The following is a 17,033-nucleotide window of genomic DNA, read 5'->3' on the forward strand; positions in this document are numbered from 1 at the left end:
ATGATTACCCCCAGTGGCACCGCACCCAGCAACCGTCGAAAAATAGCCATTGCCATCGGTCTGATACGTAGGTCCAGCGCCAGGCGCCGTAAAGACCGTACCATCTGCACCTGTGAATGTGTTGCTGCAACCAGAGCCGCCGGAGTTGCTGATAGTGCTGGCATACCCGGACAATGGCAGCGCCAGTATCAGCGCCATCACCGAAGTCTTTAATGAAAATCCGCCGTCGAAAAAAGCTCCCCATGCAGAACCGCTCGCCATAACAGGCACGCCAGCGGCGCAACTGGATCCCGATCGTTTGCCTTTAGCCGCAACCAATTCAGAAACTGCAACCCAAGCATTCAGGGTCTCGCTATAGACTGTACGAAAAACTTTATTCATGATTGGCTCCCCGCCAAAAAATTATTATAAATGCAACTATAAAATGTTAGTCGGGTTAGTTGCAGTAGTGCAAAAACCTGAAGAAAACTGAAAAAAAACCGGAGCGGATAATTTATTGTTTGACTGTTGCCGCAACCGGACCTGATTGATATCCGACAAGAACCCAGTGTTCGTTCGACCAGACCAGGGAAACCCTTTCTCAAGCCGGCACATTGAAATAGCTGGATAGAGAAGTAACGCTGGCGATTCACCCCGAGGCAAACTAGGGTTGTCGATCTGATGCCTCATCGCTTGCCTTTTCGGCTTTTGACGAAAGCTAGCACCTTCCTTCTTCAAAGTTATTTTTATTTAACAATTGTTTGCAATCAAATCTATTCTTTTACATTGATTGACATATAAATTTCTCATGAGGAATTTACCGGGCTGCCGTTGGCGACAAAGTTGCTGCACCTCAATTGCCAAGACGATTGGCGGACATCATTTTTCTCAAAACGCACGCCTCCCCATTCGCGCAGTGCCTGACCAAGGGCGATGGCGTGATCAACTCAAAACCGAACTTGCCGTATGCGTGCTGAACCGTTCGCAACTAGCGTGGGATTTGGCTTCGTCGTCTTCTTGACTTGCCTTTAGATAACATTTGTTGACAATTAAAACCGATCAGCGACCGCCCCAAATCCGGGGCGGCCGACATCTTTCGCTGTACCTACTCCGCCATATAAAGCTTCTTGTAGTTTTTCCTGACCCGCCGCAATTCCCTGCGCCGGGTGTATAAATCAGCGTAGTCGGCAATCTCTCCCAGCATCAGCCGCAAGCCAGGATCTTCTATCCCGCTTTGCGTCAGGAAGCGCCAGAAATTGCTCTCGGTCCAGCGCCGGAACCGCATATAAGTCGCGTTCCATTTGCCAAACTGGGAAGGTATCCGGTGCCATAAACCTTTGTTCTCCACCATCCACAGGATTGCCTCCATGAACAGGCGATTATTCCTGCCGCACATGCCAGGATCGCTGGCCTTGCCGATCATGAGCGGCTCCAGTTGCAGCCATTGATCGTCGCGCAGTTTCAGTTCGCATTTATGTAGTTCGTCCATGAGAATCTCTACTGAAAAATTATTCCGGCAATAACATACCGATGGCTTGGCGGCACATGCATCACTCCGCCGCTATCCAACCCGGCCGATACAAATCCTTCAAACACACTTGCACTTCATTCTTCCCCGACCACTTCAATCTCGATGCGGCGGTTGGTGCGCAGGCAATCCTGCAATACCGCCGTCTTCACCGTGCCTGGGCACTGCGCCAGCGGCTGCCGGTCGCCCATGCCGGCAACGCGGATGACCTTGGCGTCGATGCCTTGCTGCGCCAGCAGCTTGCTTACCGCATCGGCCCGGGCCAGCGACAACGCCATCTTGTCCGCCTCGGAGCCGAGACGGTCGGTATGCCCCGTCACGACCACGTAATAGATGCGCCTGAAATTGCGCTTGATGTCGTTTGCCAGGCGTTCGATTCTCAAGCGGCCTTCCGGCGGCATGTCCTTTAATTCCTTGCCCTGCGCGCCAAACAAACTGTCCGTGCTCAAGGTCAGCTTTTGCGGCGTCATTGCGGCCTTCGCCTGGACCGCTTCAACCGGCGGCGGTTCGACCAGCAATGCGCAATCCGGGTCGCGCCAGTACATGCCGTTGACGCGCACACTGCCGTCGAAACGCACCATGTACTGGCAAACCACATCCTCCGTCTCCTTGCTGCCACGCAGGCGGAACAGATAATTCCATTCGCGGACGCCAAATACTCCTTCGCTGAAATGCGGCGGACCCAGCAGCTGGCGCACCTGATCCTTATCCATGCCGATGCGCATCAGGCGCAACGCTTCGGTGGTGGGGACCGTACCTTGCCGCAATATGGAAGAACTCGGATTCGGAAAATCCCTATCCTGCGGCGCCGCAAGACTGGCTCGCTCTCGCGACATGCCGGCCAGGCCTTGATCGGCACAGCCGCCGAGCAGGACAACACCCGCAGCGGCCACCGACAGCAATATGGACTTCGTCGCCGTCCGCAGGATTACAGCCCGAGCTGCTTGAACCATGATTCCATCTCCTGAAATTGCCCCACTAGCCCTGACACTTTCAGCCTGACGATACTGCTAGCCGCCTTGTCTTGAGTTTGCATGGAGCGATGTTATTAAAAAAAGAATCCGTCGAAATCGTTCTGCGAGAATTCATCAGAATTGCATTCTGCTTTATGATGACATTTAGTTGCACAAATGAATTAAATATTGTACTGGCCGCCTGCGGGCCTGGCTGGGCAGCAGATTCTGACGAATTCTCGCGAGACAATCATGAGCATTGCTGTGTTTTGTATGATCTTGTACCGGAAGCAAGGACGGTCGGCTGTCACCAGTCCGCCCGCTTTCAGTCTGTCCGATTGCCAGGACCCATGCAAGAATTTGTAAATTTCATGCAGTGTTGCGGACTACAATCGGGGCAATCGTCTGTTTCTCTCCAACCACTTAACCGAAGCTGCTCCAATGCGCATCGCCGTACTTGAAGACGAACCTAACCAGATGGAGTATCTGGTCCACACCCTCGAACACCAGCTGGCGCTGGACGACGAGAGCGTCTCCTGCGTCACTTTCGAACGCGGCGAGGCTTTGCGGCGGGCGCTGCGGCGCGAAACCTTCGACCTGCTGGTGCTCGACTGGAACGTGCCGGACCTGGATGGCGTCGATTTGCTGCACTGGCTGCGCCAGTACCAGCAGAGTGAAACGCCGGTGATCATGCTCAGTTCGCGCTCGTCGCAGAACGATGTCGCCAATGCGCTGGGCATCGGCGCCGACGACTATATCGTCAAGCCGCTGCGGCCGCTGGAGCTGGCCGCGCGGGTGCGGCGCCTGTTGCAGCGCAATCGCCCTGCTGTGTCGAAATCGCTGGAACGCTACGGCAACTGGGTGTTCGACCGCCCCTCGTCCAGCATCAGCGTGGAGCAGGATGGCGAAAAGCAGCGCTTCGAACTCACCGAACGCGAATTCAGGCTGGCGCTTGCCCTGTTCCGCAAACTCGGCCAGGCGGTATCCCGCGCTTATCTGATGGAAAGCATGGGACATGACGGCGAACTGACAACCCGGGCACTGGACAGCCAGATCTACCGCCTGCGCGCAAAACTGGGCTTATACGCGGCCCGCGGCTTGCGCCTGCAAACCGTCTACGGCCAGGGCTATCGACTAGAAACAACCGATGACAACATACAAGATGCCGCTCCACCCGCCGCTTGAACCAACCGCCGGAGCCGTTCCGCGCCGGCCGCCGGCGCCCCTCCGGAATCTTCTGCTGATATTGTCGCTTGCGCTGGCGGGACCGGCATGGGCACAGCAAGGCCAGACCCATGTGGTGCGGCCCGGCGACACCCTGTGGGATCTCTCGCGCCAGTACAAGCAATCGCCGCTGCACTGGCAAGAGATACAAAAGGACAATGCGGTGCGGGTTCCGGAACGCCTGAAGCTGGGCCAGGTGCTGGTGCTGGGCGGCGACGTGGCGCTCGTGACGGAACTGACCGGTTCGGCCTGGCTCAAGCGCGGCAACGCTGCGCAACGGCCGCTGACGCGCGGCGCCGGCGTGCAGGCCGGCGACGTGCTGGTGACTGACCAGGACGCGTTCCTGAGCATGACCCTGGCCGACGACAGCCATGTTGTCATGCCATCGAGCAGCGCTGTCAAAGTGCTGGTGATCAATGGCCAGCAGGTGCAATTCGAGCTGTTGAGCGGACGCCTGGAATCGCATGTGGAAAAGCAGAACGGCAGGCACTTCGAGATTCGCACCAAGTCTGCCGAACTGGCAGTGCGCGGCACCCATTTCCGGGTGCGCGACGAAGACGATGTGATTGCGGTTGAGGTGATTGAAGGCAAGGTCGCAGCCGACGAGATCGCGGCAGACCCGCGCAAGCTCCTGGTCGGCGTCGCGCAAGGCTCGCTGCTGGCCGGCAGCGGCGCCATGCAGTCGCACCCGCTGCTGCCGGCGCCGGAGCGCATCGAAGCCGCTGTCGACGGCGATGTCCTGCTGACGCCGCAGCCGGAGGCGAGCGGCTACCGGCTGCAACTCGCACGCGATGACCGTTTCCTGCAGCTGATGCATGAGCAGCGCTCCAGCCTGCCCCGCTTTACGCTGCCCGATACGCTCGACGCGGGTTTCTACCATCTGCGGCTTACCGCTTTCGATAGCCGTCAGCTTGAGGGCTTGCCCAGCGACAGCACTGTATACATTGCAGCCAGCGCCTCCCGGAAAAGCGGCGTGGAGAGCTTGGGAAATGGCCGTTACAAGATCCGCTGGCCGGGGCGGTCGGGACAAAAATTCAGGTTTGAACTGGCGCGCACGGCGGAATTTCGTCCGCTGGTGGCGGAAGACGCGGCATTCTATGGCACCAACGTGACAGTAGGACCTTTCGTGGTACCGGGAAAGTATTACTGGCGCAGCATTGCCATCGGCGACGCTCCCGAGGATGCGTCTGCAGCTGCGGCCGCCGCACCGTCTTTCAGCGGCAGCTTTGAAGTACCTGTTCCCTGAGGCGCCGATGAAACATCGTTTCCTGATCGAATGCGCGCTGATCGCATTGCTGCTGCCGCCTCTCATGGCGTGGCTCGGCCAGCAGCCTGGCCTGGCGCAAGCCGATCTGGCGATCTACGACAAGCTGATCAGCCTTGACGTGCACGAACCATCGCCCGATATCCTGCTGATCGGCATCGATGAGCGCAGCTTGAACGAACTGGGGCCTTGGCCGTGGCCGCGCAGCGTGCATGCGCAACTGCTGGAGCGCCTGTCCGCGTACGCGCCGCGCGCCGTCCTGCTCGACCTGTTTCTCGACAAGCCGGGCCCCCAGCCCGAGGCGGACCAGGAGCTGGCGGCGGCGATGCTGAAGCTCCCGGTATTCCTGCCGCTGCGCTATGCCGAAACCGGCAGCAGCCAGCCGGGCGCTGCCAGCTTTATCCCGCCGCTGGCCCAGTTTGCCCGCAACGCCAAAGGCCTCGGCCATGCCAAGCTGACTCCCGACGCCGACGGCATCGCGCGCCGGCTGTTCCGCCGCGAAGGCGGCGCCGGCGACCTGCAGCCATATGTCGGCGAACTGATCGCTTCGCCTCAACTTGTTTCTGCGCACGCCATGCTCGAAGCGTCGGCTGCCGCCGGCTGGCAGCGGCGTGAACCGTTCGGCTTCGCGCTTGCCGGCGCCTCCAGGACTTACCGCACCGTGCCCTATGTCAGTGTCTTGCGCGGCGAAGTCCCGGCGGGATTCCTGCAAGGGAAAACATTGCTGATCGGGGCAGTCAGCGGCTCCGGCTTGGGCGACGACGTGCCGGTCGCCGGCGTAGGCCCGCAGATACGCATGCCGGGCCTGGAGCTGCATGCGAACGCCATCGACGTGCTGCAGCAAGACCGCGCCATCACTTTCGCGGAGGGCCGCCTGCTGTTCGCATGGACGGCGTTTCCGATCTGGCTGGTGCTCCTGCTGTTCCTGCATACGGCGCGCAACGCCTTGTCCTTTGCCTGCGGCGCCGCGTTGGGATGGCTCGCTTTGTGCGTGGTCAGCCTGCTCTGGCGGCATTGCTGGCTCCCTCCGGCTGCGCCTATCCTGGGCGTGGCGCTAGCCTATTTCCTCTGGAGCTGGCGCCAGCTCAATTCCCTGCTGCTGTTTTTCGGAGACCGGGTCAGCACTCTCAACGCCATTCCTGCCGGCGCATTCGAACCTGCGCCCGGGCCGGTGCCAGCAGCGCTGCATACCGTCGAAAACCAGACGCTGGCATTGGACCGCGCGATAGACCGCCTGTCTCAAATGCAAGCCTTGCTCAGCGAAGGCTTGTGGCAGATGCCGGTGGCCGTGCTGATCTGCCAGGACGACGGCAGCATCAGCCAGAGCAACGCCGCGGCGCAATTGCTGCTGGCGCCGGCGCAGCCGCCCTCCGACGTGGCGCATGATCCGCTGCGCGGACATAGCCTGCCATCATTGCTGCACCAGATCGCCGGCAGCCATCCGCAGCAGGCAGTCCACTGGTCGCAAGCCTTCAGCGGCGAATACACGACAGCGCAGGGCAAGGTGTTCAGGCTGCGCAGCGCCCGGCTTGAGGGCGGCGCCGGCGCCCCGCGCGCCTGGCTGGCCGTGCTCCAGGATCTCACGATCGAACGCCTGACCCAACGCAAGCGCGAGCAGTGGCTCAGCTTTGTCTCGCACGACCTGCGCAGCCCGCAGGTGTCGATCCTGAGCCTGCTGAATCTGTACGAGCAGCCCGGTTCCGGCATCGGCGTGGCGCGCCTGGTCCACGATATCCGGCGCGAAGCGCAACGCACGCTGGGACTGGCAGAAGGCTTCATGGACCTGGCTGAGGCCGAATCTGGCGATTACCGCTTCACGGAGACCGAGGCCGGCGCCATCATGCTCGATGCCATCGACCAGGCTTGGCCGTACGCGAAAGTACGGGGAATCTCGCTGGTGCCTACGCTAGGCGACGATGATTGTCCGATCCGGGTGGATCCGGTCATGCTGACGCGCGCCCTGCTCAACCTGCTCAACAATGCCATACGCCATAGTCCGGTGGGAGGTACAGTCAGCCTTTGCCTGAATATAGCTGCCGATAACGCCGAAGTGGTGCTGGCGGTCAGCGACGAAGGTGAGGGAATCAGCGCATCAAGGCTGGCGCAGCTGATGTCAAGCTCCAACCCGTCGCGCGAGGCAGCGCGCGAAGATACGCAACTGCCGGCGCGCAGCCGCGGCCTCGGACTCTCGGTGGTGCATGCAGTGGTCAAACGGCACCAGGGCTGGTTCGACGCCCATAGCGCGCCAGGCGCAGGCGCAACCTTCCTGATTGGCTTGCCGTTGTACGACTACAGCAGCCAAAAGCAGACAGATTGAACATAGCTTGGAATATAAGCCTTTGACAACAAAGGCTTATAGAGCGGATATAGCGCGGAATCAGGCTTGCCGCAAAATCAACAGCAACAGCTCAAGGCTGCAGCGGCTTCAGGTCTCCCAGCAGCGTCGGCACCAGCTCGGAAACGGTCGGGTGAATATGCATCGCGCGCTGGATGGCGGTGTAAGGCGCACCAGCGTACATGACGTCAAGAATCGCATGGATCACTTCATCGCCTTCGATGCCGAGCAGCATGGCGCCAAGGATCTTCTTCGATTCCGCATCCACCAGCACGCTCATGTATCCCTGGGTTTCACTGCGTTCGCGGGCGCGCCCTACCCTTGCCATCTGCATCGTGCCGACCAGTGCAGCGCGGCCGCTGGCGCGCACTTCGCGCTCGCTCATGCCGATCCTGGCAAGCGGCGGATCGATGAACAGCGCATACGCCGGGATGCGGTCGGCGACGCTGCGGGGGGCATGGTCGAGCAGATTGGCCGCCACGATTTCATAGTCGTTGTAGGAAGTATGGGTAAATGCGCCGCGGCCATTGACGTCGCCCAGCGCCCAGACGCCGGCTGCGCTGGTGCGCAGTTGATCGTCCACCACGATGTAGCCGCGCGCGTCGGTCTTGATGCCGGCCTGGTCGAGGCCGAGGTCGCCGGTGTTCGGGACCCGCCCCACCGCCAGCAGCAGATGTGAGCCGGAGATCTGGTACGACTCCGCGTTATCGCTGACGGCGAGCAGCACCGCATCGCCGCGCTTCTCCACCCGCTGGATGGCGGCGGCGAGCCTGATGTGAATGCCTTCCGCTTCCAGGATTTCCCTGACCGTTGCCGACACTTGCTCGTCTTCCCGTCCGATCAGGCGCGGGCCGCCTTCTATCACTGTGACCTCGCTGCCGAAGCGGCGATACATCTGCGCGAATTCCAGGCCGATGTAGCTGCCGCCGACTATCACCAGGTGCCGCGGCAGGAAATCGACCTCCATCATGCTGGAATTGGTGAGGAAATCGACATCCTTCAGCCCAGGCAGGTCGGGCACCGTGGCGCGGCCGCCGACATTGATGAAAATCTCGTCGGCTTCCAGCAGTTCGCCATTGACCCTGACGCTGCGCGGACTCTCAAAGCGCGCGTGCCCTTCGATCACCGTGAGGTTGGGCGTGCTCCTGAGCCAGCTGGCGACGCCCTGGTTGGACTGGCTGACAACCTGATCCTTGCGCGCCTTGACCTTTCTCATGTCGACCCCCACCGGGCTGTCGATCATGACGCCGAATTCGGCGGCGCGGCGCGCCATGTGCGCCACGCGCGCGCTGGCGATGAGGGTCTTGGTTGGTATGCAACCGGTATTGACGCAGGTGCCGCCGAAATTCTTGCGCTCGATGATGGCGGTCTTGCGGCCGGCGCTTGCCAGCCGCACTGCCAGGGAGGGACCGGACTGTCCGGTGCCGATGATGATTGCATCGTATCGCTGGTTCATGGTTTTCTCCGTGCATGGTTTGATACAGCTTGAGATTGCGGCATGCTTGCTTGCCACATTCTCCATCATCTTCTGCCCAGGCGCGTCCGGACCCAAAATCGGCTGCCGCGCCGGGTCCAGAAAACGATCGTCCTGCCGGCCATTGGCAGTCATTTGGAAGTGCGAAGAGCGCCCGCTCCCGCACTTTATCGGTGCGCTGCGGGAAACACAAAATCTGGTTTTAAATCTTGTAAAAGCATGGCGTGCTGCCTATATTTCTATACGGCAAATATCTACTGCGCCGTGATCAGAATTCGGTAGTGCTCAAGCATAACTGAATGGGGGGAAGCTATGGCTGCCGACACTGCCGCATCTGACGGGGAAGCTGACTCCGACCCGCCGCAGCCTGGCATAACGCCGCCCCAATTGAGCATCCCTAAAGGCGGCGGCGCCATCCGCGGCATCGACGAAAAATTCAACGCCAATCCCGTCACCGGCACAGGTTCATTGACCTTGCCTCTTCCGCTGAGCCCGGGACGTTCCGGCTTCGGCCCGCAACTCTCCTTGAGCTACGACTCCGGCAGCGGCAACGGTTGCTTCGGCATGGGCTGGAATGCATCCTTGCCGATGATCAGCAGGCGCACGGACAAGGGCATCCCCCGCTATTACGACAGTCACGACGAGCACGCCGCCGACGCCGGCACAGAGTGCGGACAGAGCCGGCAGCCGGACATCTTCGTCCTCTCGGGCGCGGAAGACCTGGTGCCGGTCCTGCAATGCGACGGCAACGGGCGATGGCAGCCCGACGAGCTGGAGCGCGACGGTTATTGCATCCAGCGTTATCGTCCGCGCATCGAAGGCTTGTTTGCACAGATAGAACGCTGGACCCGCATCGCAGATGGCGACATACATTGGCGCTCGATTTCCAAAGACAACACGCTGACGCTGTATGGCATCGATCCAGCTTCTCGCATTGCCGATCCGGCCAATCCCGCACGCATCTTCAGCTGGCTTATCTGCCGCAGCTTTGACAACAAAGGTAACGCTATCATCTACGACTACGCGGCCGTCGATGAAGACCTCGCGGTCGCCGGCAGCAATGAGCGCAACCGGCAGCGTTCGGCCAATCGCAATATCAAACGGATCCGCTACGGCAACCGCGTGCCGCTGCTGGAGCACAGCGATCTTCATCCAGCCGGCTGGATGTTCGAACTGGTATTCGACTATGGCGAAGGCCATTACCGGGAACAGCCGCCGGATCGGGATGGCCGCATTTTTGCGCAAGCAGGCGACAGCGCGAGCGATTCGGCAGCGATCCGCAAAGACCCGTTTTCAAGCTATCGGGCCGGTTTTGAAGTGCGTCAATACCACTTGTGCCGCCGCGTCCTGATGTTTCATCACTTCCCGCAGGAATTGGGAGTCGCCTCATGCCTGGTGCGCTCCATGGGCTTCGAATACCACGAAAAAGCCATCGGCTCCTTCATCACCAAGATTCAGCTATGCGGACACAAGCTGGAACAGCAGTCTAGAGAGCCGGCACAGCAACAACGCTATCTGACCCGCAGCCTGCCGCCTCTGACCCTAGCCTATACCGCGAGCCCGCTGGAAGATCCTGAATTCGAAGGATTCCGGTTGCAGGAAGTAAGCCCTGACAACCTGCTTGGCCTGGCCGGCGGCATCGACGGCAGCGCCAACCGCTGGCTGGATCTGGATGCCGAAGGCATCCCCGGCGTGCTCAGCGCACAGGAAGCTGCATGGTTCTATAAACCGAACCTGGGCGACGGTCGTTTCGGCCTTACCCAGGTAGTGCCTGCACGCCCGGCGCTGGCCACCTTGGACGCCGCCGGCGCCAGCAATACCAGCCAGATGCTGATGGACGTCACTGGCGAAGGCACGCTCGACCTGGTAGCACTGGCGCCGCCGGATCTGGGGCTGGCGGGTTTTCATGGACGGACGATGGATGCAGGCTGGGAAGGATTCCGTCCGTTCCGGGCATTTCCGGTCAGGGACTGGCAAGATCCCAACCTGCGCTTTGTCGACCTCACCGGCGATGGCGTCGCGGATGTCCTGGTCACGGAAGACAATGCATTTACCTGGCATCCGTCCCTGCAAAGGTCTGGCTTCGGACCTGGCCTGCGCATAGCGGCGCCGCTTGATGAAGAAGCCGGGCCACGGATAGTCTTTGCCGACCTCGAACAATCCATCTACCTGGCCGACATGTCCGGCGACGGCCTGTCCGACATCGTCCGCATCCGCAACGGCGATATCTGCTATTGGCCCAATCTTGGCTACGGCCGTTTCGGCGCCAAGATCACGATGGACAACGCGCCGCATTTCGATACGCCTGATTTATTCGATCAAAACCGCATCCGCCTGGCCGACACCGATGGCGGCGGCACCGCCGACATTCTCTACCTGGCTAAAGACGGCGTCAGAGTCTTCCTCAACCAGGCCGGCAACAGTTGGAGCGATGCACGCCTGCTGCGCGGCTTTCCTGCGGTCGATAATGTTGCATCCATCACCGTCACCGACTTCCTTGGACGAGGCACGGCATGCCTGCTATGGTCTTCTCCGTTGCTGCACGATGCGGGGCGACAGTTGCGCTATGTCGACCTGATGTGCGGCCAAAAGCCGCATCTCCTGGTGCGGGCCAATAACAATCTTGGCGCGGAAACGCGCCTGGAATACGCTTCGTCGACCGAATTCTACCTGGCCGACAAGAGCGCCGGCACACCGTGGATTACCCGCCTGCCGTTTCCTGTGCATGTGGTAAAGCGGGTTGAAACCTACGACTACGTCAGCCGCAACCGCTTTGTATCGCGCTATTCCTATCATCACGGCTTTTACGATGGCGTGGAACGAGAGTTTCGCGGCTTCGCCAGGGTCGACCAGTGCGACACCGAGGAGTTTGCCACGTTGACCGAGAGCGACCAGTTTCCCGCCGCAGCCAACCTCGACGCGGCCTCCAATGTGCCGCCGATACTCACCAAAACCTGGTTTCAAACAGGCGCTTTTTTGCACGGCAAGCATATATCGCAGCAACTGGCGCACGAGTATTATCGGGAAGGTGACGGGATGCATGGCGAAGCACGGTTAAGCGAACAGCAGGCGCAAGCAATGCAACTGTCCGATACCGTGCTGCCGCAGCACCTGACGACGGAAGAAGCGCGCGAAGCATGCCGATCATTGAAGGGGGCGATGCTAAGGCAAGAAGTCTACGCGCTGGACGGAAGCGCCGCCGCAAGCCGCCCCTATGCAGTAACCGACAATAATTACACCATCCGCCTGGTGCAGCCCAGGCAACGCAACCGCCATGCCGTGTTCTTTACGCACGCCCGCGAATCATTCAACTTCAACTATGACCGCAAGCTGTACCGGATTGACGATCAAACCGATAACAATCTGCATGCGGACCCTCGCATTGCGCATGGCGTCACGCTTGCAGTCGACAATTACGGCAATGTGCTGAGATCGGTGGCCATTGCCTATGGCCGCCGATTCCCTGACCTGTCACCGCAATTGACACAGGCGGATCGCGACAAGCAAGCGCGGATACTCCTGACATTCACGGAAAACAGCTACACCAATGCAGTGCATGAAGCCGATGCCTATCGTGCCCCCCTGCCTTGCAAAGCGCAGCTGTTCGAACTGATCAATGTCAAGCCTGAACGCTGTCTTGCGGATATCACCAATTTTTTCAGTTTCGATGAAATCGCCAGGCAAGTCGCACGCGCCGGCGATGGCGAACACGATCTGCCGTTTGAAGACTGGCAAGCGCTGGGAGCCAAGGATGATGCGCCATATCGCCGCCTGCTCAAGCAAAGCCGCAATGTGTATCGCAGCAATCGGCTGGACCGCTTGCTGCCGGTCGGCACGCTGGAGTCGCTGGCGCTGCCTGGGGAAAGCTATACATTGGCGTTCACGCCAGGTTTGCTGGCAACGACTTTCACACGTCCTGTCAGAACAGATCCCACGACGGCTCAGATCGTCGGAGAACAGCCAACTTCGCTGCTGCCCGAGCCGGCCGCCGTGCTTGGCAGCAAAGCGCCGGACGGCGGTGCGTATGTGGATGCAGAAAAAAACGGTTGCTGGTGGATCCCGGGCGGCAAGATTTTCTTCCACCCTGATCCTGATGCCACCGCGGCCGCGGAGTTGATACAAGCCAGGCAACATTTCTTTTTGCCGCGCCGCTTTGAAAATCCTTTCGGACATAGCAGCCTTGCCGATTTCGATTCACACGACTTGCTTGCGACCCGTACCGTCGATGCCCTCGGCAATATCGCGTCGGCAAAAAACGACTATCGCGTGTTGCGGCCACAGGTCATAACCGACGCTAACGGCAATCGCTCGGAAGTTGCGTTCGACGCGCTAGGTGCGGTAACGGGGGCGGCGGTCATGGGTAAGATTTCCGAGAATATAGGAGATAGCCTGGCTGGCTTCCAAGCTGATCTCACCACAGCCGAATGCGAGCGCTTTTATGCCGACCCTAAGGGCACATTCGCCACCGAGATTCTTGCCGAAGCCAGCGCCCGCACAATCTACGATCCGGAGCGTTTCTGCCGGACCCAGCAACCGGCCTACTCCGCGACCCTGAGCCGAGCGACCCACGCAAGCGATCTGGCAGCCGGGCAACAGAGCCAAATGCAGGTTGGCTTCAGCTATGCAGACGGATTTGGGCGCGAGATCCAGAAAAAGATAGAGGCGGAAGACGGGCCGGTGATCGCAGGCGGAGCCGACGTCGGTTCACGTTGGATAACTGACGGCTGGACTATCTTTAACAACAAAGGCAAGCCAGTTCGTCAATATGAATCCTTCTTTGATGATACCCATGGTTTTAAATTTGGCAAATTGGCTGGCGTGAGTTCCGTCCTGTTCTACGATCCGATGCAACGGGTGGTGGCGACCTTGCATCCGAATCACAGCTTTGAAAAAAATAAATTCGATCCCTGGCGGCAGGAAAGCTGGGACGTCAACGACACCGTTCTGATAAGCCATCCTGAAGATGATCCTGATATCGGTGCATTTTTCAAGCGCTTGCCGGAGTTCGACTATTTACCGAGCTGGTACGACTATCGGATCCTCGGCGCATTCGGTCATGAAGAGCAAAACGCTGCGCGTAAAGCTGCCATGCACGCCGCTACACCTGGGGTTTCTCACGCGGATGCCCTGGGACGCATGATGCTTAATATTGCGCACAACCGCTCACCCGCCCCATTTACCTCATTACTATCCACTGCCGTCAAAGAAAAGTCAGCGGAGGAGGATGCAGCCATCGAGGCATTCTTCGCCAGCCGCACCCATTTCGATATCCAGGGCAATCAGCGCGAAGTCACCGACGCCAATGGCCGCATCGTCGTACGCTACGACTACGACCTGTGCGGCAATCACCTTCATCAGGCCAGCATGGATGCGGGTGAACGTTGGCTATTGAACGATGTAACGAACAAAGCCATACGCGCCTGGGACAGCCGTGCCCATCAATTCCGCACTGCCTATGATGCGTTGCGACGGCCGACCGATTCGTTCCTGCGCGAGGGCGCGGGCGAAGAGTTGCTGATCGAACGCACCGAGTACGGCGAAAGCTGGGACAATCCGCTCAAGCACAACTTGCGCGGCAGATCGGTACAAGTGTTCGACCAGGCAGGCGTCGTTACCAGCGACGATTACGATTTCAAGGGTAATTTGCTGAACAACCGGCGTCGGCTCGCCTGCGAATACAGGAACGCACTGGACTGGAATCGCGCCGTCGCCCTGGAAAAGGCGGCTTACACCAGCCATACACGTTACGATGCGTACAACCGCCCGATCTTGCTCATCAGTCCGGACGGCAGCATAGTCAGCGCCGCATACAATAAAAACAGCCTGGTCGAAAGAGTCGAAGCGCGTTTGCGTGGATCGGCCGAGGCGACAATTTTTGTCAAGCACATCGCGTATAACGCAAAAGGCCAGCGTACTGTCATTGAATACGGCAATGGCACCAGTACTTCCTATGACTACGACACACTGAGCTTCCGCCTTACCCGGCTGCAAACACGGCGCGACGCTGCTCTCCCTGGCGATGCATGCCAACTTCAAAAATTGCACTACACATTCGATCCGGCAGGAAATATCACACACATTCGCGACGATGCGCAACAGCTCGCCTATTTCCGTAATCACGTCGCCAGGCCCAGCAATGATTACACCTACGATGCCATCTACCGCCTGATCGAAGGCAGCGGTCGCGAGCATCTGGGGCAAACTGGCGAGGGTTTTCTTCATTCCCATGACGACGGGCTGCGCTCTGGCTTGCCACAGCCTGGCGACGGTAACGCGATGGGAAGATATGCCGAGCAATATCTTTACGACGCAGTGGGAAACATCCTCGCCATGCAGCACCACGGCAGCGATCCCACCCAGCCCGGCTGGAAACGCATTTACACCTACCAAGAAAGCAGTCCGCTGGAAAGCGGGCAATCGAATAACCGCTTAAGCAGCACGCTATCAAATGCCCAAACCGGCAGCACGGCCGCAGCTTATCGTTATGAAGGTTTGGCCGGCTTGCACGGCAACATCACGGCCATGCCGCATTTGCCATTGATGCAATGGGATTACCGTGACCAGCTGCAAGCCAGCGCGCAACAGATCGCCCACCACGGCGCGCCGGAGACCACTTGGTACGTCTACGACGCCGGCGGACAGCGGGTACGCAAGGTGACGACCCGCTACGCACCGGCCGGGCAGCCATCGCTGCGCTGGAAAGAGAGAATTTATCTCGGCGGTTTCGAAATCTACCGGGAATACAAAAACGACGGCGACACCATCGACCTGGAACGCGAAACCTTGCATATCATGGATGACAAGCAGCGTGTAGCGCTGATAGAAAGCCGGACGCAAGGCGATGACGGCTCTCCGCTGCAACTGATGCGATATCAATTCAACAATCATCTTGGTTCCTCCTGCCTGGAGCTGGATCAACAGGCTCGGATCCTCACCTACGAAGAATATACGCCCTACGGAAATTCCTCATATCTGGCGGTGCGCGGTCAGGTAGACACTGCAAAACGCTACCGGTATACCGGCCAGGAACGGGACGAAGAAAACGGTTTCTATTATCATGGCGCGCGTTACTACGCGCCATGGCTGGGGCGCTGGATAAATTGCGATCCAGCCGGCATAACGGCGAGCCCCAATCTGTATGCATATGCTTCAAACACTCCGACCAGGCGGATCGATCCAAGCGGACTGGACGACGACGAACCAGGCTGGTTCAGCAGCCATCTGGGACCGTCATCGCCGTTTGCGCAATACCTGGTGCATGGCGATTACGTCGGCAGCTCGATTCTGCAAGATGACAGCAAACTCCAGACGGCCCAGCATGTAGCAGAAGGCATCGCGCTCGGGGCGGCAACCATTGCCACAGCGGGCCTGGCGCTGGAAGTGGTCGGCGGCGCAGCGGTAGTTGTCGGCGGCACCGAGGCGACCATAGCGACCACTGCGGTGGTGGGTGGCACGGAGGCTACCGTAGCAACCACTGCGGTGGTCGGCACTGAAGCCACCTTGGCAACTACTGCGGTCGTAGGTACAGAGGCCACCGTGGCCACCACCGCAGTAGTGGGCACCGAAGCCACCGTAGCAACCACGGCAGTGGTCGGCACCGAAGCCACCGTGGCAGGCACGACGGCCACCGGCCTGACAACCGCACAAGCAACCGGCCTCACCACTGCGGCAACCACCGCCGGCTACGCTGCCAATACGCCTGCAGGGCAGCAGCTTATCCAGGAAGCTGGCGAAGTCGTCGAAAGCATCGGTCCCGCGCTGGAAAATGAAGCCCAGGTAATCAGCCAGGAGGTGCAGTCGCTCGCGCCGCGCCTGTCCAGCAGCGTGCCGCAACTTTCCAATGTGACTATTCAATCCAGTTCCACCTTCACGGCGCAAGAGACGCAGGCTGCTCAAACCGCAAAAGACGTGTTTCTGAATAACCGGGATCCGCAAAGCGCCAGCAGGGCTGGCACCGCCTTCCACGACGCGATGGGCGCGGCGGCGCGGGGCATCGACCTGGTGCGCGGGCCGCTGGAAATCGAATTGAAGACGCATTGGGGAAACATGATGGACCAGGGAATGCTTACCAAGGCGTCCGAACAATCGCTCCGCTACAGCCAGCAATTCCAGGCGGAAACCGGCTTGGTGCCGATCAGGATGGTGATCCATTATTTCCTTAATCCGGCATTTGGCGACAGTGTCAAAGTAGTAACGCACTAAGATTATTTAAAAGAAGGAAAAATGCCCACGCACGCCATAGAAATTTGTTGGGCGCCACACCTGTAAAGGAGTCA

Annotated in this window: 7 protein-coding genes and 1 pseudogene; 4 read left to right on the forward strand and 4 right to left on the reverse strand. The window is 59.5% G+C overall.

The window, feature by feature from the left end:
- Positions 1-309: 309 nt before the first annotated feature.
- The 3 genes and pseudogenes from KHU30_RS25825 to KHU30_RS03580 form a co-directional block, all read right to left on the reverse strand.
- A pseudogene (locus tag KHU30_RS25825) lies at positions 310-381 on the reverse strand (ESPR-type extended signal peptide-containing protein); the annotation flags it as partial.
- 703 nt (positions 382-1,084) lie between these two features.
- Complete coding sequence (locus KHU30_RS03575; RefSeq protein WP_211441249.1) at positions 1,085-1,468, reverse strand: transposase; 384 nt, start codon at positions 1,466-1,468, stop codon at positions 1,085-1,087.
- 116 nt (positions 1,469-1,584) lie between these two features.
- The gene (locus KHU30_RS03580; RefSeq protein ID WP_211441250.1) at positions 1,585-2,460 is read right to left on the reverse strand and encodes an OmpA family protein; all 876 of its coding nucleotides are present in this window, start codon (positions 2,458-2,460) and stop codon (positions 1,585-1,587) included.
- A gap of 441 nt (positions 2,461-2,901) precedes the next feature.
- Between KHU30_RS03580 and KHU30_RS03585 the strand changes: the two genes are divergently transcribed.
- From KHU30_RS03585 to KHU30_RS03595, 3 genes are all read left to right on the forward strand, one after another.
- Positions 2,902-3,645 carry a response regulator transcription factor gene (locus KHU30_RS03585; RefSeq protein ID WP_211441251.1) on the forward strand — a complete coding sequence of 248 codons (744 nt, stop codon included), beginning with the start codon at positions 2,902-2,904 and terminating at the stop codon, positions 3,643-3,645.
- Between the two features lie 61 nt (positions 3,646-3,706).
- Complete coding sequence (locus KHU30_RS03590; RefSeq protein WP_211441252.1) at positions 3,707-4,930, forward strand: FecR domain-containing protein; 1,224 nt, start codon at positions 3,707-3,709, stop codon at positions 4,928-4,930.
- 7 nt (positions 4,931-4,937) lie between these two features.
- Positions 4,938-7,265, forward strand: a complete 2,328-nt coding sequence (locus KHU30_RS03595; protein WP_211441253.1) for a CHASE2 domain-containing protein — start codon at positions 4,938-4,940, stop codon at positions 7,263-7,265.
- A gap of 91 nt (positions 7,266-7,356) precedes the next feature.
- Here KHU30_RS03595 and KHU30_RS03600 read toward each other — a convergent pair whose 3' ends face one another.
- A complete protein-coding gene (locus KHU30_RS03600) occupies positions 7,357-8,739 on the reverse strand; it encodes an FAD-containing oxidoreductase (protein WP_211441254.1) in 1,383 nt (460 codons plus the stop codon).
- A 405-nt stretch (positions 8,740-9,144) separates the two neighbouring features.
- Here KHU30_RS03600 and KHU30_RS03605 point away from each other — a divergent pair, with 405 nt between their 5' ends.
- A complete protein-coding gene (locus KHU30_RS03605; protein WP_211441255.1) occupies positions 9,145-16,959 on the forward strand; it encodes a SpvB/TcaC N-terminal domain-containing protein in 7,815 nt (2,604 codons plus the stop codon).
- Positions 16,960-17,033 lie beyond the last annotated feature (74 nt).

Origin of the sequence: Collimonas humicola (assembly GCF_018304945.1) — a bacterium.
In the GTDB taxonomy this organism is placed as follows: Bacteria; Pseudomonadota; Gammaproteobacteria; order Burkholderiales; family Burkholderiaceae_D; genus Collimonas; species Collimonas humicola.